At 59.9% G+C, this 16,367-nt stretch carries 22 protein-coding genes; 11 read left to right on the top strand and 11 right to left on the bottom strand.

What is annotated here, in order from left to right; translation table 11 throughout:
- Window positions 1–41: 41 nt before the first annotated feature.
- Genes K3819_RS04455 through K3819_RS04435 form a run of 5 tightly spaced genes read right to left on the bottom strand, consistent with a single transcriptional unit; the run spans window position 42 to window position 3,082 of the window.
- Complete coding sequence (locus K3819_RS04455) at window positions 42–347, bottom strand: lipid asymmetry maintenance protein MlaB (RefSeq protein ID WP_039769302.1); 306 nt, start codon at window positions 345–347, stop codon at window positions 42–44.
- A complete protein-coding gene (locus K3819_RS04450; RefSeq protein ID WP_221398715.1) occupies window positions 344–994 on the bottom strand; it encodes a phospholipid-binding protein MlaC in 651 nt (216 codons plus the stop codon). Before K3819_RS04450 ends, K3819_RS04455 begins: the two co-directional genes overlap by 4 nt.
- An 11-nt stretch (window positions 995–1,005) precedes the next feature.
- On the bottom strand, window positions 1,006–1,473 hold the full coding sequence (gene mlaD / locus K3819_RS04445) for an outer membrane lipid asymmetry maintenance protein MlaD (protein ID WP_007953559.1): 468 nt from the start codon (window positions 1,471–1,473) through the stop codon (window positions 1,006–1,008).
- Window positions 1,473–2,270, bottom strand: coding sequence for a lipid asymmetry maintenance ABC transporter permease subunit MlaE (mlaE, locus tag K3819_RS04440; protein WP_007953561.1), 798 nt, complete (start codon window positions 2,268–2,270; stop codon window positions 1,473–1,475). Before mlaE ends, mlaD begins: the two co-directional genes overlap by 1 nt.
- Window positions 2,270–3,082 (bottom strand): ATP-binding cassette domain-containing protein, encoded by an 813-nt coding sequence (locus tag K3819_RS04435; protein WP_064593401.1) that lies wholly within the window; start codon window positions 3,080–3,082, stop codon window positions 2,270–2,272. Before K3819_RS04435 ends, mlaE begins: the two co-directional genes overlap by 1 nt.
- A gap of 275 nt (window positions 3,083–3,357) precedes the next feature.
- Here K3819_RS04435 and K3819_RS04430 point away from each other — a divergent pair, with 275 nt between their 5' ends.
- The 10 genes from K3819_RS04430 (at window position 3,358) to K3819_RS04385 (ending at window position 10,384) form a co-directional block, all read left to right on the top strand.
- Window positions 3,358–4,332: a KpsF/GutQ family sugar-phosphate isomerase gene (locus K3819_RS04430; RefSeq protein ID WP_064593399.1), complete on the top strand. Its 975-nt coding sequence runs from the start codon at window positions 3,358–3,360 to the stop codon at window positions 4,330–4,332.
- Complete coding sequence (locus K3819_RS04425) at window positions 4,333–4,857, top strand: HAD family hydrolase (RefSeq protein WP_085611339.1); 525 nt, start codon at window positions 4,333–4,335, stop codon at window positions 4,855–4,857.
- 8 nt (window positions 4,858–4,865) lie between these two features.
- Window positions 4,866–5,438: an LPS export ABC transporter periplasmic protein LptC gene (lptC, locus tag K3819_RS04420; RefSeq protein WP_007953568.1), complete on the top strand. Its 573-nt coding sequence runs from the start codon at window positions 4,866–4,868 to the stop codon at window positions 5,436–5,438.
- Window positions 5,425–5,970 carry a lipopolysaccharide transport periplasmic protein LptA gene (lptA, locus tag K3819_RS04415; protein ID WP_064593398.1) on the top strand — a complete coding sequence of 182 codons (546 nt, stop codon included), beginning with the start codon at window positions 5,425–5,427 and terminating at the stop codon, window positions 5,968–5,970. The genes lptC and lptA overlap by 14 nt, the downstream gene beginning before the upstream one ends.
- Entirely contained in the window at window positions 5,970–6,695 is a 726-nt protein-coding gene (gene lptB, locus K3819_RS04410) for an LPS export ABC transporter ATP-binding protein (protein ID WP_007953572.1), read from the top strand. The genes lptA and lptB overlap by 1 nt, the downstream gene beginning before the upstream one ends.
- Before the next feature lie 186 nt (window positions 6,696–6,881).
- Entirely contained in the window at window positions 6,882–8,375 is a 1,494-nt protein-coding gene (locus tag K3819_RS04405) for an RNA polymerase factor sigma-54 (protein ID WP_011332472.1), read from the top strand.
- A 73-nt stretch (window positions 8,376–8,448) separates the two neighbouring features.
- Complete coding sequence (gene hpf / locus K3819_RS04400) at window positions 8,449–8,757, top strand: ribosome hibernation-promoting factor, HPF/YfiA family (protein WP_011332471.1); 309 nt, start codon at window positions 8,449–8,451, stop codon at window positions 8,755–8,757.
- An 11-nt stretch (window positions 8,758–8,768) separates the two neighbouring features.
- Window positions 8,769–9,233, top strand: a complete 465-nt coding sequence (ptsN, locus tag K3819_RS04395; protein WP_007953580.1) for a PTS IIA-like nitrogen regulatory protein PtsN — start codon at window positions 8,769–8,771, stop codon at window positions 9,231–9,233.
- A gap of 2 nt (window positions 9,234–9,235) precedes the next feature.
- Window positions 9,236–10,093 (top strand): RNase adapter RapZ, encoded by an 858-nt coding sequence (gene rapZ / locus K3819_RS04390; RefSeq protein ID WP_221398714.1) that lies wholly within the window; start codon window positions 9,236–9,238, stop codon window positions 10,091–10,093.
- 15 nt (window positions 10,094–10,108) lie between these two features.
- Window positions 10,109–10,384, top strand: a complete 276-nt coding sequence (locus tag K3819_RS04385; RefSeq protein WP_085611337.1) for an HPr family phosphocarrier protein — start codon at window positions 10,109–10,111, stop codon at window positions 10,382–10,384.
- Window positions 10,385–10,422: 38 nt separating this feature from the next.
- Here K3819_RS04385 and K3819_RS04380 read toward each other — a convergent pair whose 3' ends face one another.
- The 6 genes from K3819_RS04380 to pmbA all read right to left on the bottom strand — a co-directional run bounded on the left by K3819_RS04380 (window position 10,423) and on the right by pmbA (window position 15,701).
- Window positions 10,423–11,316, bottom strand: a complete 894-nt coding sequence (locus K3819_RS04380; RefSeq protein WP_221398713.1) for a ZIP family metal transporter — start codon at window positions 11,314–11,316, stop codon at window positions 10,423–10,425.
- A gap of 31 nt (window positions 11,317–11,347) precedes the next feature.
- The gene (locus tag K3819_RS04375) at window positions 11,348–11,959 is read right to left on the bottom strand and encodes a superoxide dismutase (protein WP_221398712.1); all 612 of its coding nucleotides are present in this window, start codon (window positions 11,957–11,959) and stop codon (window positions 11,348–11,350) included.
- Between the two features lies 1 nt (window position 11,960).
- Complete coding sequence (locus K3819_RS04370) at window positions 11,961–12,401, bottom strand: hypothetical protein (protein WP_007953590.1); 441 nt, start codon at window positions 12,399–12,401, stop codon at window positions 11,961–11,963.
- 27 nt (window positions 12,402–12,428) lie between these two features.
- Complete coding sequence (locus K3819_RS04365) at window positions 12,429–13,805, bottom strand: lyase family protein (protein ID WP_221398711.1); 1,377 nt, start codon at window positions 13,803–13,805, stop codon at window positions 12,429–12,431.
- Window positions 13,786–14,193, bottom strand: a complete 408-nt coding sequence (locus K3819_RS04360; protein ID WP_085647688.1) for a FagA protein — start codon at window positions 14,191–14,193, stop codon at window positions 13,786–13,788. The genes K3819_RS04365 and K3819_RS04360 overlap by 20 nt, the downstream gene beginning before the upstream one ends.
- Before the next feature lie 161 nt (window positions 14,194–14,354).
- Window positions 14,355–15,701 (bottom strand): metalloprotease PmbA, encoded by a 1,347-nt coding sequence (gene pmbA / locus K3819_RS04355; protein ID WP_409348318.1) that lies wholly within the window; start codon window positions 15,699–15,701, stop codon window positions 14,355–14,357.
- A gap of 108 nt (window positions 15,702–15,809) precedes the next feature.
- On the opposite strand from pmbA, the gene yjgA reads away from it, so the two are divergent.
- The gene (yjgA, locus tag K3819_RS04350; RefSeq protein ID WP_007953598.1) at window positions 15,810–16,334 is read left to right on the top strand and encodes a ribosome biogenesis factor YjgA; all 525 of its coding nucleotides are present in this window, start codon (window positions 15,810–15,812) and stop codon (window positions 16,332–16,334) included.
- Window positions 16,335–16,367 lie beyond the last annotated feature (33 nt).

The following is a 16,367-nucleotide window of genomic DNA, read 5'->3' as shown; positions in this document are numbered from 1 at the left end:
TGCGCAGGACTCTGACGGGGGGCTTCTCTATTGATGCGGGTTCAGGGTTGCGCCAACAGCTCGGTCAGTTCGCTGACCTGAGCAATTTCGCGCATGTCTTCGGGCATCCCGCGGATGCTGACCGCTTTGCCGGCGGCCTTTGCATCGCGAATGAAGCACAGCAGCAGCGACAGACCGACGCTGCTGGACTTCTCCACCGCCGAGCAATCGATCACCAATGCCGGGGCGGTGCACGACTTGATCAGCGCCCGGCCCTGTTCCCGAAGATCCGGGCCGGTGCGGTAATCCAGCACGCCGCTGAGCTGCAGCTCACTGGCTTCGTCCAGACGAATGGCCGACTCGGTCATTGGGCTGGCTTCTCGTTCTGCTCGGCCGACTGTTTGGCCTTGGCGACTTCCCCGGCCCAGCCGTTGATGGTCTTGTCCAGATCGTTGCCATTGCGTTGCATCGCGTCGGCGAACTGGTCACGGAACAGCTTGCCGATGTTGATGCCGTTGATGATCACATTGCGCAGTTTCCACTCGCCGTTGATCTTCTCCAGGGTGTACTGCACAGGGTAGATCGCGCCATTGTTGCCTTTGACGGTCATGCCGACACTGGTGCGGTCGCCCGATTCATCCTTGGGCGCATCGACAGTGATGCCCTGGTTGTTGTACTCGAGCAAGGCGTTGCCGTAGAACTGGAACAGACCGCGCTTGAAGTTTTCCTCGAAGGTCTTCATCTGCGCCGGGGTTGCCTTGCGCGAATACTTGACCGTCATGATGCTCTTGGAAATACCTTCGGCATCGACCACAGGGCCGACGATGTTGTTCAGCGCCGTATAGAAATCCTGCGGATCCTGCTTGTACTTCTCTTTATTGGCCGCCAGGTCGGCGAGCATCCGGTTCGTGGTGTCCTGAACCAGATCGTGCGCCGATTGTGCCGCCACGGCGTTAGCCACCAGCGGCAGTGCCGCAAGCAACACCAACAGGCCACGTCGCAAGGTAGAGATCATTCAAAAGCTCCTCATTTGGCGTCTTTGCTAACGGTATTGAGCAGGAATTTACCGATCAGGTCTTCCAGTACCAGAGACGACTGCGTGTCGTGGATGGTTCCACCATCCTTGAGGCGGGTGTCTTCGCCGCCCACGCTGATACCGATGTACTTCTCGCCCAGCAGACCCGCTGTCAGGATAGATGCTGTGGAGTCGGTCGGCAGATTGTCGACGCTTTTATCCACTTGCAGGGTCACCCGACCGGTGAAGCTGTCGCGGTCCAGATCGATCGCGGTGACCTTGCCGATGGTCACACCCGCCATGGTCACTTTGGCTCTGACCGTCAAACCGGCGATATTGTCGAAATACGCGTAAAGCTTGTAGGTATCGGTGGTCGAAGTCGGAGACAGGCCACTGACCCGCAGGGCCAGCAGCAACAAAGCCAGGATCCCTGCCAGCAGGAACAGGCCGACACCGATTTCCAGGGTGCGGTTTTGCATCAGAAATCTCCAAACATCAAAGCGGTCAGAATAAAGTCCAGGCCGAGTACTGCCAGCGAGGCGTAAACCACGGTCTTGGTGGTGGCACGACTGATCCCCTCGGAAGTGGGTTCGCAGTCATAGCCTTGAAATACGGCGATCCAGGTGACGACAAAAGCGAATACTGCACTTTTGATGATGCCGTTGAGCACATCGTCACCGAAGCTCACGCTGTTCTGCATGTTCGACCAGTAGGAACCTTCGTAGACGCCCAGCCAGTCGACGGCGACCCATGAACCGCCCCAGATGCCGACCACGCTGAAGATCATCGCCAGCACCGGCAGGGAAATGAAGCCTGCCCACAGACGCGGGGCAATGATGTACTTGAGCGGGTCGACCCCGATCATTTCCAGACTGGACAACTGTTCGGTTGATTTCATGTTGCCGATTTCCGCCGTCAGCGCCGAGCCGGCACGACCGGCAAACAACAGCGCGGTCACCACCGGTCCCAGCTCACGCAGCAGGGTCAGCGCCACCATCTGGCCGACGGCCTGTTCCGAGCCGTAACTCGACAGGATATTGAAGCCCTGCAGCGCCAGCACCATGCCGATGAAAATCCCGGACACCACGATGATCACCAGCGACATCACGCCGACGGAATGCAACTGCTTGACCAGCAGGCCAAACCCGCCGCCGATGCCGCCACGCCCGAGCAGGGCATGAAACAGGAACAGGGTCGAACGCCCGAACACTGCGACGCTGTCGATTCCGGCGAGGCCGAAACGACGCACACGCTCCATTAATGTAATTCTGCGCATCAGCGGCGCTTCCCCAGAAGATCTGCGCGGTAATCCGGCGCTGGAAAGTGATACGGCACCGGGCCGTCGGGTTCACCGGTCATGAACTGGCGGATACGCGGATCGTCCGAGCCCATCAGTTCGTCCGGCGTGCCCTGCCCCAATACCTGGCCATCACCGACCACATAGATGTAGTCAGCAATGCTCGCGGTTTCGGCGAGGTCGTGGGATACCACGATGCTGGTGATGCCCAAGGCATCGTTGAGCAGACGGATCAGGCGAACCAGCACACCCATGGCGATCGGATCCTGGCCGACGAACGGTTCGTCGTACATGAGGATCTGCGGATCGAGGGCAATGGCCCGGGCCAGGGCGACCCGGCGCTTCATGCCGCCGGACAGCTCGTCAGGCATCAGCTCGATCGCACCGCGCAACCCCACTGCCTGCAATTTGAGCAGGACGATGTCACGGATCATCTCCTCCGGCAGGTCGGTATGAACACGCAGCGGGAAGGCGACGTTCTCGAACACATCGAGATCGGTGAACAGGGCGCCACTCTGAAACAGCACGCCCATGTGCTTGCGCGCATCGAACAGATCGCTGCGCGACAGCTTCGGCAGGTTCTGGCCGTTGACCCAGACCTCGCCCTTGGATGGCCGCAACTGGGCGCCCATCAGGCGCAACAGTGTGGTCTTGCCGCACCCGGAAGGCCCCATGATGCCGGTGACCTTGCCGCGCGGGATGCGGATATCGACGTTATTGAAAATGCTCCGCGCACCGCGCTTGAAGGAGACTCCCTTCAGCTCGACCGCGTAGGCGTTATCGGCACTCATCTAAACTCCTTGCGATGCAGCCTCTCACTCGGACGCCTGGCTTTCTGAGGAAAGCACCTACATCCCGGGCAGGCCGAACTGGCGGCGAACTATATCACTGCAAAGGGCAAGCGCCCAAGGCCTGCACCGGCCCGCATTCTGCGAGTTGAAGGGCTGGAAGCGTTATTTACAGAGTTTTGGTAACCAGGAATGACAAAGCACGACGAACTTGCGTGAGGCTTTTCAACATAACCGCTATAATCGCCGCCTTTTCATCGGGCTATACGATTTCTGACATGAGCCAAACCAGCGACCTGATTCAATCGGCACAACGCACCATTCGCCTCGAAGTGGAAGCCGTACAAGGCTTGTTGCCCCATATCGACGCCGATTTCGTACGCGCTTGCGAGATGATTCTGGCCAGCAAGGGCCGTGTTGTCGTGGTCGGCATGGGCAAGTCCGGGCACATCGGCAACAAGATTGCCGCGACCCTGGCCAGCACCGGCACCCCGGCGTTTTTCGTGCACCCGGCCGAGGCCAGCCACGGCGACATGGGCATGATCACTCGCGATGACGTCATTCTGGCCCTGTCGAACTCCGGTTCCACCAACGAAATCGTCACTCTGCTGCCTCTGATCAAGCGCCTGGGCATTCAGCTGATCAGCGTCACCGGCAACCCGCAATCGCCGCTGGCCAAGGCCGCCGAGGTCAACCTCAACGTTCACGTCGAGCACGAGGCCTGCCCGCTGAACCTGGCGCCGACCTCCTCGACCACCGCCGCACTGGTCATGGGCGACGCCCTGGCCGTGGCGCTGCTGGAAGCGCGCGGCTTCACTGCCGAAGACTTCGCCTTTTCCCACCCCGGCGGCGCACTGGGCCGACGCCTGCTGCTGAAAGTGGAAAACGTCATGCACGCCGGCCAGGAACTGCCGCAGGTACAGCGCGGCACCCTGCTCAAGGACGCGTTGATGGAAATGACCCGCAAGGGCCTGGGCATGACCGTCATCCTGGAAACCGACGGCAAGCTGGCCGGGATCTTCACTGACGGCGACCTGCGTCGCACCCTTGATCGCAGCATTGATATCCACAGCGCCACCATCGACCAGGTGATGACCGTGCACGGCAAGACCGCCCGCGCCGAAATGCTCGCCGCCGAAGCCCTGAAAATCATGGAAGACCACCGAATCAACGCGCTGGTTGTCGTGGATGAAGAGGATCGCCCGATCGGCGCCTTCAACCTCTCCGACCTGCTGCGCGCAGGAGTGATGTAAATGAGCAACGATCTGCTGCAACGCGGCAAGGCCATCAAACTGGCGGTTTTCGACGTCGACGGTGTCCTCACCGACGGGCGCCTGTACTTCCTTGAAGACGGCAGCGAGTTCAAGACTTTCAATACACTGGATGGCCAGGGCATCAAGATGCTGATGAACGCTGGCGTACAGACCGCCATCATCAGCGGTCGCAAGACCCCGGTGGTCGAGCGTCGGGCGAAGAACCTGGGGATCCCGCACCTGTTTCAGGGCCGTGAAGACAAACTGGTCGTTCTCGACGGTCTTCTGGAGCAACTGGGCCTAAGCTATGAACAAGTGGCTTACCTCGGCGACGACCTGCCGGATCTGCCGGTGATCCGCCGTGTAGGCCTGGGCATGGCCGTGGCCAACGCCGCACCTTTTGTTCGCGAACACGCTCATGGCGTCACCCAGGCTCGTGGCGGCGAAGGTGCCGCCCGCGAATTCTGCGAACTGATCCTGCGCGCCCAAGGCAGCCTCGACGCCGCCAACAATGCGTATCTGTGAGTCCAACCATGTTTAGCAAAAAGTTTCGCAACATCTTGTTGTTCGGTTGTATCGCAGCGATATTCGGCGCGGTCGGCTACTGGAACATCAGCCCGGAACGCTTCCTCGACAAACCGCCGGTTTCGGCAGAGGAAAGCCCGATCGACTGGTACGCGACCAATACGCACACGATCCAGTACCTCGAAGACGGCAAAGTGCAGTACGAAATGACGTCCGACAAGGCTGAGCACGTCAAGGCGACCGACATTACACTGGTCACCAAGCCTGATCTGAACATGTTCCGTGGCACCGATTTCCCATGGCACGTGACCAGTGAGCGCGGCGAAGTGAACTCCGGTGGCACCGAGGTCGAGCTGATCGACTCGGTACGCGTCAAGCGCACCGACGAAAAGAACCGCGACACCCTGATCACCTCCACTCGCATGACGGTGTTCCCGCAGCAGCAATATGCGCAGACCCAGCAACCCGTTAGAATCGACGGCGCTGGCGGTGTATCGACTGGCGTAGGAATGAAAGCGTATTTGAAGGAAAGCAGGATACACCTGCTATCGAACGTAAGAGGACAGTATGAGGCTCGTTAAAACCCTCCCTATTTTGCTCAGTCTGGGCGCAGCACTGGGAAGCGTGAGCGCCTGGGCTCTGCCGAACGATCAAGAGCAGCCAATCCGCATTCAGGCCGACGATGCCCAACTGGACGACAAGAACGGCGTTGCCACCTACAAAGGCGACGTGATCATCACCCAGGGTTCGATGATCGTCAAAGGCAACACCGTGACCATGACCCGTGCGCCTAACGGCGACATCGACGTCGTGACCTCGGTCGGCAACCTCGCCTACTTCGAACAGTTGCAGACTGCCGGTGATGCCAAACCCGTTCAGGGCTGGGGCGTGACCATTCAGTACCACGCACAGCAGAACCGCGTTGTTCTGATCGACAAGGCCAAAGTCGTCGACAAGGACAACAACACCACTCAGGGCGAAAAAATCGTCTATGACACGGTGAAGAAACTGGCCAGCGCCGGTCGAGCCACTGGCAGCAAGGTCACCGAAGCGCGTCCGCGCATCGACATGGTGATCCAGCCGAAGAAGAAAACCGACGAGAAAACCCAGTAATGGCAACTCTGAAAGCTCAGCACCTGGCCAAGGCCTATAAAAGCCGCCAGGTCGTGCGCGACGTCAGCCTGTCGATCGACAGCGGTCAGATCGTCGGCCTGCTCGGCCCGAACGGCGCCGGCAAGACCACGTGCTTCTACATGATCGTCGGCCTGGTTCAGGCCGATCAGGGTCGCGTACTGATCGACGACCTAGACGTCAGCCACCAGCCGATGCATGGCCGTGCGAAGGCCGGTATCGGCTATCTGCCGCAAGAAGCGTCGATCTTCCGCAAACTGTCGGTGGCCGACAACATCATGGCCATCCTCGAGACCCGTCAGGAGCTCGACAAGGCAGGTCGTCGCAAGGAGCTGGAAAGCCTGCTGCAGGAATTCCACATCAGCCACATCCGCGACAACCTCGGCATGAGCCTGTCCGGTGGTGAGCGCCGCCGGGTAGAAATCGCCCGCGCACTGGCCACGGCACCGAAATTCATCCTGCTCGACGAACCGTTCGCCGGTGTCGACCCGATCTCGGTCGGCGACATCAAGCAGATCATCCACCACCTCAAGGCCAAGGGCATCGGTGTACTGATCACCGACCACAACGTCCGTGAGACGCTGGATATCTGCGAAACCGCCTACATCGTCAACGACGGCCAGTTGATCGCCGAAGGCGACTCCGCGACCATCCTCGCCAACGATCTGGTGAAGGAAGTCTATCTGGGTCACGAGTTCCGCCTGTAAGCGCGACAGCATCCGACCAGCCGTCCGGGTGCTGTAACGTTGAAGCGCCTTTTTATACGCTTTTATTGTTACAGCGCTCTAGGCAAACACGACAGTTTCAGGCATATAATTTGCTTAAGTTTGGCGCTCCGGCGCCCTGTAGTGGATGGCGCATAGCGCCGGCGAATAAGGTGTTAAGCCCCTGCCATGAAACCATCGCTAGTCTTGAGAATGGGCCAGCAGCTGACGATGACACCGCAGCTGCAACAGGCCATCCGCCTGCTCCAATTGTCGACCCTGGATCTGCAACAGGAAATCCAGGAGGCTCTGGAATCCAATCCGATGCTCGAACGCCAGGAAGACGGCGACGACTTCGACAACTCCGATCCCATGGCCGACAACGCCGAACAGAAGCCCAACACCGAGATCCAGGAACCCTCCTATCAGGAGACCGCGCCGACAGTCGACAACCTCGAAGACGGCGAATGGAACGAGCGAATCCCCAACGAATTGCCGGTGGACACCGCCTGGGAAGACGTCTACCAGACCAGCGCCAGCAGCCTGCCAAGCAGCGACGATGACGAGTGGGACTTCACCACCCGCACCTCCGCCGGCGAGAGCCTGCAAAGCCACCTGCTGTGGCAGTTGAACCTGGCACCGATGTCCGACACCGATCGCCTGATCGCCGTCACCCTGATCGATTGCATCAACAATCAGGGCTACCTGGACGAAACCCTCGAAGAAATCCTCGACGCCTTTGATCCGGAGCTCGACATCGAGCTGGACGAGATCGAAGCCGTCCTGCACCGCATCCAGCAATTCGAACCGGCCGGCATCGGCGCACGTAACCTGGGCGAATGCCTGCTGCTGCAATTGCGCCAGCTGTCGGCCAAGACCCCCTGGCTGGCCGAGGCCAAGCGCCTGGTCACCGATTACATCGACCTGCTCGGTAGCCGCGACTACAGCCAGTTGATGCGGCGCATGAAGCTCAAGGAAGACGAGCTGCGCCAGGTCATCGAACTGGTGCAGAGCCTGAACCCGCGCCCCGGTTCGCAGATCGAATCCACCGAAGCCGAATACGTGGTGCCTGACGTCATCGTGCGCAAGGACAACGAGCGCTGGCTGGTCGAGCTGAATCAGGAGTCGGTGCCACGCCTGCGGGTCAACGCCCAATACGCCGGTTTTGTGCGCCGCGCCGACACCAGTGCCGACAACACCTTCATGCGCAACCAGTTGCAGGAAGCCCGCTGGTTCATCAAGAGCCTGCAGAGCCGCAACGAAACCCTGATGAAAGTGGCCACCCAGATCGTCGAACACCAGCGCGGGTTTCTGGAGTACGGCGACGAAGCCATGAAGCCGCTGGTCCTGCACGACATTGCAGAAGCGGTTGGCATGCACGAGTCGACGATTTCCCGCGTAACCACGCAAAAATTCATGCATACCCCACGGGGCATATATGAACTGAAATACTTTTTCTCCAGCCATGTGAGCACCTCCGAGGGCGGTGAATGCTCGTCCACGGCGATCCGCGCGATCATCAAGAAACTGGTTGCCGCGGAAAATCAGAAAAAGCCGTTGAGTGACAGCAAGATCGCTGGTTTACTGGAGGCACAAGGCATTCAGGTGGCTCGCCGCACCGTCGCCAAGTACCGCGAATCCCTCGGAATCGCGCCTTCGAGCGAACGCAAGCGGTTGATGTAAGCCACGTTACAGCGTTCCAGTGGCAGGCTCTTCGGCCTGCCGCTTTATGCACTGGCAACGAAGGAGAAGCTGTATGCAAGTCAACATCAGTGGACACCAACTGGAAGTTACCCAGCCTCTGCGCGAGTACATCGAGCTCAAGCTCAAGAAGCTCGAAGGGCATTTCGACAAGATCACCAACGTGCAAGTCACGATGTGCGTCGAAAAACTGAAGCAGAAAATCGAAGCCACGCTGCATATTCCCGGCAATGAGGTCGTCGCAAACGCGGAACATACCGATATGTACGCTGCGATCGACGCGCTGACCGACAAGCTTGATAAACAACTCAAAAAGCATAAGGAAAAGACCCAGAGCCTGCTTCAGGGCGCTACCGGTCGATAACCCCCACCCCCATGATCCGACTTGAAAGTATCCTGACCCCCGGCCGTTCCCTGGTGAACGTGCCGGGCGGCAGTAAAAAGAAAGCCCTGGAACAAATTGCCAACCTGATCGCCCGGGAAGTTCCGGATCTGGAGATGCAAGATGTCTTCGAGGCATTGATTGCCCGTGAAAAACTGGGCTCCACCGGTTTTGGCAACGGCATCGCCATTCCCCACTGCCGCCTCAAGGGCTGCGAAGCGCCGATCAGTGCGCTGATGCACCTTGATGCCCCTATCGATTTCGACGCTATCGACGGCGCGCCCGTGGACTTGCTCTTCGTCCTGCTGGTACCGGAAGCCGCCACCGATGCACACCTGGAGCTGTTACGCCAGATCGCCAGCATGCTCGACCGCAAGGACGTGCGCGACAGACTGCGCAGCGCGCCAAGCAACGAAGCCTTGTACCAGGTTGTACTGGAAGAACAGAACAGGCCGTAACCATGCGCTTGATCATTGTCAGTGGCCGTTCCGGCTCGGGTAAAAGTACTGCCCTGGATGTCCTTGAGGACAACGGTTACTACTGCATCGATAACCTGCCGGCAGGCCTTCTGCCGGATCTGGCCGAACGTGCGCTGGTTCATACCGAAATGCTCCAGCCGCTGGTGGCCGTCTCGATCGACGCCCGCAACCTGCCGAGTCATCTGTCACGTTTTCCAGAGTTGCTCGAGGAAGTGCGCAGCCGGCACATCCAGTGCGATGTCCTGTACCTCGACGCCGATGACGAAACGTTGCTCAAACGCTTTTCGGAAACTCGTCGTCGTCACCCGCTCAGCAATGCCAACCGCTCGCTGGCCGAAGCCATCGACGACGAAACCGCCCTGCTGGGCCCGATTGCCGATCTGGCCGATCTGAAGGTCAATACCACCAATCTGAACCTCTACCAACTGCGCGACACCATCAAGCTGCGCCTGTTGAACCAGCCGGAGCCGGGTACCGCGTTTCTGGTGGAGTCTTTCGGTTTCAAACGCGGCATGCCGGTGGATGCGGATCTGGTGTTCGATGTACGCTGCCTGCCGAACCCGTACTGGAAACCTGAACTGCGCGCGCAATCCGGTCTCGATCAGCCGGTCGCCGAGTATCTGGCGGCGCAGCCTGAGGTCGAGGAGATGTACCAGGATATTTACACGTACCTGCACAAATGGTTGCCGCGCTTTGCCGCGAGTAACCGCGCTTACGTCACCATTGCCATCGGCTGCACCGGCGGGCATCACCGTTCCGTTTACCTGACCGAACGTCTTGGCCAGGCGCTGCAGAAGACCCTGAAGAACGTCCAGGTTCGCCACCGCGACCTCAGCTAAAGGATTCACACCGCGATGCCTGCTCGTGAAATCGAAATCATCAACAAGCTGGGCCTGCACGCCCGCGCATCGGCAAAATTCGTCGGAGTGGCGGGCCAGTTTCCCGATTGCACGATCAGAGTCGGCCGCACCCCGGAAACCACGGTTGACGGTAAAAGCATCATGGCGATGATGATGCTCGCAGCCGGCAAGGGCACCAAAATCCACCTGAGTACCGAAGGCCATCAGGAACAGGAAGCCATGGACGCGCTGGTGACACTGATCAACAACTACTTCGACGAAGGTGGTTGAAACACTTGAAGTGAGGGAGCTTGCTCCCTCCTCCCGGTTCAGCCCAACGCGGTATCCATCACCATCATCAGACAGAAGCCGATCAGCAACCCCAGGCTTGCCAGCTTCTCATGGCCATTGCGTCGCGACTCGGGGATGACTTCGTGAGTCACCACCAGCAGCATGGCGCCCGCCGCCAACGCCAATCCCAAGGGCAGCAACAGTTCGGCAAGACTGACCAGCCACGCACAGAGCAGCGCGAACATTGGTTCGACCAGACCTGACGCTGCGCCAATCAAAAACGCTTTGACCCGCGACATACCGGCACCAGCCAGTACCAGGGCAATCACCAGCCCTTCGGGCACATCCTGCAAGGCAATGCCCATGGCCAGACTGTCTGCGTCCGGCATTCCACCGCCCGCCGAGACACCGACCGCCATGCCTTCCGGGATGTTATGGGCAATGATGGCGAACACGAACAACCAGATCCGTGGCGGAATCACCGGATGTTCGACGGTGCCGATGAGCATTTCCGGCGAGGCCCCCGACACACGGCGATCAACCAGATACAGGCCGAACGCCCCGAGCATGATGCCGAAGCAAATCAGGCCGCTGGCGCCCCATGGGCTCAGTCCCAGACTTTCGGCGGCGGCGATTCCCGGTACGATCAACGAAAACGCGGTTGCCGCCAGCATCACGCCAGCGCCAAAACCCAGCAGCGTATCGCCCAGCGCCTGGGGCATGTTGCGGATCACCAGCACCGGAACTGCCCCGAGTGCGGTGCCGAGGGCGCAGATCGCGCCGCCCTGCAATGCCCGCGACAGTCTCGGTTCCAGATTCAGCCATTCCAGCCCATGCGCGACCAGCAAGGTCATGCCCGCCAACAGCAGCAGCGATCCGATTGCGTAACGAAACATGCGCCCACTTCCGATCGCCAGTGTCTCAGTGCCCATAGTCCGCCTTGGAATTGTTTTTATAGAAGACTTAAACCAGCGCCGCCTGATAGCGCGCAGCAACTTGTGGCCAGTTGATCACGTTGTAGAACGCGCTGATGTATTCCGGCCGACGGTTCTGATAACGCAGGTAGTACGCGTGTTCCCACACGTCGAGCCCGAGAATCGGCGTGTTGCCGTTCATCAGCGGGCTGTCCTGGTTGCCGCTGCTTTCCACCACCAGTTTCTTGTCGGGCGTGACGCTGAGCCACGCCCAGCCACTGCCGAAACGGGTCAACGCGGCTTTGGTGAAGGCTTCCTTGAAGCTGTCGAGGCCACCCAGCTGCTCATCGATCGCCCTGGCCAGCGCACCGTCCGGTTTGCCACCGCCGTTAGGCGCCATGACTTCCCAGAACAGCGAATGGTTGGCATGACCGCCGCCCTGGTTGATCACCGCCGCGCGCAGTTTTTCCGGCAGTTGCTGGACGCTGGCGACCAGTTTTTCCACCGGCCATTCCGCGAATTCGGTGCCCTCGACCGCAGCGTTCAGGTTGTTGATGTAAGTCTGATGATGCTTGGTGTAGTGGATCTCCATGGTTTGCGCATCGATGTGCGGCTCCAGTGCGTCGTAGGCGTAAGGCAAGGCTGGCAGGGTAAAAGCCATTTCAATGGACTCCATGGTGATGTGGGGCAGGCGCGCGGCGCGCGTTGCCGGTATCCGGGTGCAGCAAACGCTGGGTGCGCGGGTATTCGCCGTGTTCGCTGATGAAATTGAGCAGCTCGACATAGGTTTTGCTGCTCTGGCGCAACGCCGCCTCACGTAGCGCCGGACGCAGGCGCTCGTCCTGCATGGTCTGCAACAGGCGCTGGTGGATCGCGCACAGGTACTCGGCGCTCTCCTCCGGCTGATTCAGGCGCAGATGCAGATCCGCCAGGTTGTGGTGGGAGATGACGCAGGCCGCCACCGCTTCGTCGGCATCGGCCCAGCGCTCGAACAACACCTGCGCCAGGGCCAATGCTTGCAGGTAGGCCTCGCGGGCATCGATCAGCTCGCCCAGCATGAAGCAGCGATTGGCCCGTTCGATCGTGCGTTTCCAGTGCTCCATGGTGAACCTCCAAAGCGGTTGCGGTGCTTACACGCCGCCGGCGGTGAGTTTCTCGGGATTGAGCAACTCTTCCAGCTGGCTGCGCGACAGGTCGGTGTGCTCCAGCGCAACGTCGATCACCGGGCGACCCTGCTTGTAGGCCTGCTTGGCAATCTCGGCAGCTTTCTGGTAACCGATGATCGGGTTGAGCGCGGTCACCAGAATCGGGTTGCGCGACAGCGCTTCCTTGAGGCGCGACTCGTTGACCTTGAAGGTGGCGATGGCCTTGTCACCCAGCAAACGGCTGGAGTTGGTCAGCAACTCAATGCTGCTCAGCAGATTCTGGGCAATGATCGGCAGCATCACGTTCAGCTCGAAATTGCCTGATTGACCGGCGATGGTGATCACCGAGTCATTGCCGATCACTTGCGCAGCTACCATGGCGGTGGCTTCCGGGATCACCGGGTTGACCTTGCCTGGCATGATCGATGAGCCAGGCTGCAGGCCCTCAAGCTCGATTTCACCGAGCCCGGCGAGCGGGCCGGAGTTCATCCAGCGCAGGTCGTTGGCAATTTTCATCAGTGAAACGGCGGTGGCCTTGAGCTGGCCCGATACGGCCACAGCGGTGTCTTGCGAGCCGATCAGGGCGAACAGATCCTTGCCCGGCGTGAACTGGACGTTGGTCAACTGGCTCAATTGGCGGCTGAAACGCGCAGCAAATTCCGGATGCGCGTTGATTCCGGTGCCGACCGCCGTGCCGCCCTGGGCCAGGGATTGCAGGCTTGGCAGCAAATCCTGCAGGTGACCGATATTGGCCTTGAGTTGCTGCGCCCAACCGTTGAGCACCTGACTCATGCGCACCGGCATGGCGTCCATCAAGTGGGTGCGGCCGGTCTTGACGTGGTGATGCACCTGCTCGGCCTTGCGCTCGATCACTTGCACCAGATGCAACAGCGCCGGCAGCAGTTGTTCGTGCAAAGCCAGCGCAGCGCTGACGTGGATGGTGGTCGGGATGATGTCGTTGCTGCTCTGCCCACAGTTGACGTGGTCGTTGGCGTTCACCGGTTCGTCGAGCAAGCGGCTGGCCAGGGTGGCGATCACTTCATTGGCGTTCATGTTGGAGCTGGTGCCAGAACCGGTCTGGAAGATGTCCACCGGGAAATGCCGCATGAAGTCGCCTTCCAACAACCCTTGGGCGGCATCGCTGATGGCTTTGCCTTGCGCTGCGCTGAGCTGGTTGAGTTCAACGTTGGCGCGCGCGGCGGCCGCTTTGGCCAGAATCAGGGCGCGGATGAACTGGGTCGGCATCGGCTTGCCGCTGATCGGGAAGTTATCCACTGCGCGCTGGGTCTGCGCGCCGTAGAGAGCGTCCACCGGCACCTGCAGTTCGCCCATGCTGTCGCGCTCAATACGTGTCTTGGTCATCGGTAAATCCTTGGACTAATTCAATGAGAGGAATCGAGGGTTGCAACTCGCAGGTGGCGAGCTGCCAGGTGTAGCTTTGCCAGCGTTTGAGCCGGCACTTGCACAGCGACAGGCGCTCCATTTCACGCAAGGGGCGCCAGGCTTGATCGAGACACAGGCTGCGCCAGTGCCACGGCAACGCGATATCGGTGGCCGTGTCGAGCAGCAGACGGAAGGAGGTTTCAGCGATCATCCAGGGCGAGGTCGCCGTGCAGCAGGCCAGATACCGGCCTTCGGCCAGGTAATGTTCGATCAGTCGTGGTTCGTCGGGATCCATCGCGCAACGGATCTGGCGACTCATCCAGCGCCAGCTTTCGAGGTACGGCTGCTCGTGCAAGGCAGAACTCATGATCCTGGGCTCATCCGATAATGAGATTTATTATTAGATGATAATGAGAACCAAAACAAGGGTGGCTTTTCAGCTGCCCTGAGCAGCCCAAAAAATTTGCAGACATGAAAAAGGCGCGCCACCCAATCGGGTGACGCGCCTTTTTGTGTACCGGCCTGGGCTTAGCTGCCAGCGACAGTCATCTTTTCGATCAACACCGAACCGGTGCGAATGTTGCTGCGCAGTTCCAGATCGTTACCCACCGCGACGATCTGCTTGAACATGTCGCGCATGTTGCCGGCGATGGTCACTTCCTGCACTGCGAACTGGATTTCACCGTTCTCGACCCAGAAACCTGCCGCACCACGCGAGTAATCCCCGGTCACCATGTTCAGACCATGACCCATCAATTCGGTGACCAACAGGCCACGACCCATGCGTCGCAGCAAGGCGGCCTGGTCTTCATCGCCATGGGTAACGAACAGGTTATGCACACCGCCCGCGTTGGCGGTGCTCGGCATGCCGAGTTTGCGACCGGAATAGGTGCCGAGGATGTACGAGACCAGCTCGCCTTTCTCGACGAACGGTTTGGCATAGGTCGCCAGGCCGTCACCATCGTAGGAAGCACTGCCCATGGCACGCATCAGATGCGGACGCTCGTCGATGGTCAGCCATTCCGGGAACAGCTTCTGCCCCAAAGTGCCTTCGAGGAATGACGATTTGCGGTACAGACTGCCGCCGGAAATCGCCGACAGGAAGCTGCCGAACAACCCACCCGCCAGTTCCGCCGAAAACAATACAGGCACTTCGCAGGTCGGCACCGGGCGCGCACCCAAGCGACTCGCCGCGCGCTGTGCTGCACGCTGACCAATGCTCACAGGATCCGCCAGCAAGCTGCCCTGGCGGTTCACGTCATACCAGTAATCGCGCTGCATCTGGCCATCGGCCTCGGCGATCATCACGCAGCTCAGGCTGTGCCGGGTCGACGCATAACCGCCGATGAAACCATGGCTGTTGCCATACACGCGGCAGCCCTGATGAGTGCTCAACGTGGTGCCATCGGCATTCTTGATGCGCGCATCGGCGTCGAACGCAGCGGCTTCGCAGAGCAACGCCTTCTCGATGGCCTGCTCCGGCGTGATGTCCCATTCGTGGAACAGGTCGAAATCCTGAATATCCCTGGCCATCAGCGCGGCATCGGCCAGCCCCGAGGCTTCGTCTTCCGATGTGTGCTTGGCGATCGCCAGCGCGGCGGCGACTGTCTCACGAATCGCATCCGGTCCGGTGGCAGACGTGCTGGCAGAACCCTTGCGCTGGCCGACATACAACGTGATGCCAAAACCCTGATCGCGGTTGAACTCGACCGTTTCGACCTCACGCTGACGCACCGACGTCGACAAGCCCTGCTCCAGCGACACCGCCACTTCGCAGGCACTGGCACCCTGACGCTGGGCTTCGGCGATGATCTGCTCGACCTGTTCCTGCAGTGCCGGCAATGCCTGTGGGCCGACGCTTTCAACTGCACTCATGCTCATCTCCACTCAAATTCTGCTTTCGGCTGGGGCCTTCGAGCGACCGGGCCGGACAAGCGGCCCCCGACTGGTTATCATGGCGGCGTTTCTTTGCGGACTGCCACCATGGTTGATTCTTACGACGACTCCCTCGATACGGGAGAAAAAAGCAAATCCCAGGTCAAACGCGAGCTGCATGCTCTGGTTGACCTTGGCGAGCGCCTTACAACGCTCAAGCCCGACTTGCAGGCAAAACTGCCATTGACCGACGCTTTGCGCCGGGCTTTGGCCGATGCGCCCAAGCACACCGCGAACATCGCGCGTAAACGGCACTTGCAGTTCATCGGCAAACTGATGCGCGATCAGGACACTGACGCGATTCTCACCTTGCTCGATCAACTCGATGCCTCTACCCGTCAGTACAACGAGCGTTTCCACAACCTCGAACGCTGGCGTGATCGCCTGATCGCCGGTGACGATGCCGTGCTGGAGAAATTCGTCGTCGATTATCCGGACGCCGACCGCCAGCAACTGCGTTCCCTGATCCGTCAGGCCCAGCACGAGGTTGCGCAAAACAAACCTCCTGCGTCGAGCCGCAAGATCTTCAAGTACATCCGTGAGCTGGACGAGACTCAACGCGGTCTGCGCTGATATTCGCCACCGGGTGGCCGCACCGCGCGCCAC

It is taken from the genome of Pseudomonas sp. 3-2 (assembly GCF_019710535.1).
GTDB lineage: Bacteria > Pseudomonadota > Gammaproteobacteria > Pseudomonadales > Pseudomonadaceae > Aquipseudomonas > Aquipseudomonas pharyngis.
This window is presented reverse-complemented; position numbering and strand designations above follow the sequence as displayed.

Bases quoted from the DNA above. Each gene is read 5' to 3' on its own strand.
- pmbA (WP_409348318.1), bottom strand. From the start codon at position 15,701: ATGAGTGCAGTTGAAAGCGTCGGCCCACAGGCATTGCCGGCACTGCAG.
- mlaD (WP_007953559.1), bottom strand. From the start codon at position 1,473: ATGCAAAACCGCACCCTGGAAATCGGTGTCGGCCTGTTCCTGCTGGCA.
- lptB (WP_007953572.1), top strand. From the start codon at position 5,970: ATGGCAACTCTGAAAGCTCAGCACCTGGCCAAGGCCTATAAAAGCCGC.
- ptsN (WP_007953580.1), top strand. From the start codon at position 8,769: ATGATCCGACTTGAAAGTATCCTGACCCCCGGCCGTTCCCTGGTGAAC.
- K3819_RS04435 (WP_064593401.1), bottom strand. From the start codon at position 3,082: ATGAGTGCCGATAACGCCTACGCGGTCGAGCTGAAGGGAGTCTCCTTC.
- lptC (WP_007953568.1), top strand. From the start codon at position 4,866: ATGTTTAGCAAAAAGTTTCGCAACATCTTGTTGTTCGGTTGTATCGCA.
- rapZ (WP_221398714.1), top strand. From the start codon at position 9,236: ATGCGCTTGATCATTGTCAGTGGCCGTTCCGGCTCGGGTAAAAGTACT.
- K3819_RS04360 (WP_085647688.1), bottom strand. From the start codon at position 14,193: ATGAGTTCTGCCTTGCACGAGCAGCCGTACCTCGAAAGCTGGCGCTGG.
- K3819_RS04405 (WP_011332472.1), top strand. From the start codon at position 6,882: ATGAAACCATCGCTAGTCTTGAGAATGGGCCAGCAGCTGACGATGACA.
- K3819_RS04365 (WP_221398711.1), bottom strand. From the start codon at position 13,805: ATGACCAAGACACGTATTGAGCGCGACAGCATGGGCGAACTGCAGGTG.
- K3819_RS04425 (WP_085611339.1), top strand. From the start codon at position 4,333: ATGAGCAACGATCTGCTGCAACGCGGCAAGGCCATCAAACTGGCGGTT.
- K3819_RS04385 (WP_085611337.1), top strand. From the start codon at position 10,109: ATGCCTGCTCGTGAAATCGAAATCATCAACAAGCTGGGCCTGCACGCC.
- hpf (WP_011332471.1), top strand. From the start codon at position 8,449: ATGCAAGTCAACATCAGTGGACACCAACTGGAAGTTACCCAGCCTCTG.
- K3819_RS04430 (WP_064593399.1), top strand. From the start codon at position 3,358: ATGAGCCAAACCAGCGACCTGATTCAATCGGCACAACGCACCATTCGC.
- K3819_RS04370 (WP_007953590.1), bottom strand. From the start codon at position 12,401: ATGGAGCACTGGAAACGCACGATCGAACGGGCCAATCGCTGCTTCATG.
- mlaE (WP_007953561.1), bottom strand. From the start codon at position 2,270: ATGCGCAGAATTACATTAATGGAGCGTGTGCGTCGTTTCGGCCTCGCC.
- K3819_RS04450 (WP_221398715.1), bottom strand. From the start codon at position 994: ATGATCTCTACCTTGCGACGTGGCCTGTTGGTGTTGCTTGCGGCACTG.
- K3819_RS04380 (WP_221398713.1), bottom strand. From the start codon at position 11,316: ATGGGCACTGAGACACTGGCGATCGGAAGTGGGCGCATGTTTCGTTAC.
- lptA (WP_064593398.1), top strand. From the start codon at position 5,425: ATGAGGCTCGTTAAAACCCTCCCTATTTTGCTCAGTCTGGGCGCAGCA.
- yjgA (WP_007953598.1), top strand. From the start codon at position 15,810: ATGGTTGATTCTTACGACGACTCCCTCGATACGGGAGAAAAAAGCAAA.
- K3819_RS04455 (WP_039769302.1), bottom strand. From the start codon at position 347: ATGACCGAGTCGGCCATTCGTCTGGACGAAGCCAGTGAGCTGCAGCTC.
- K3819_RS04375 (WP_221398712.1), bottom strand. From the start codon at position 11,959: ATGGCTTTTACCCTGCCAGCCTTGCCTTACGCCTACGACGCACTGGAG.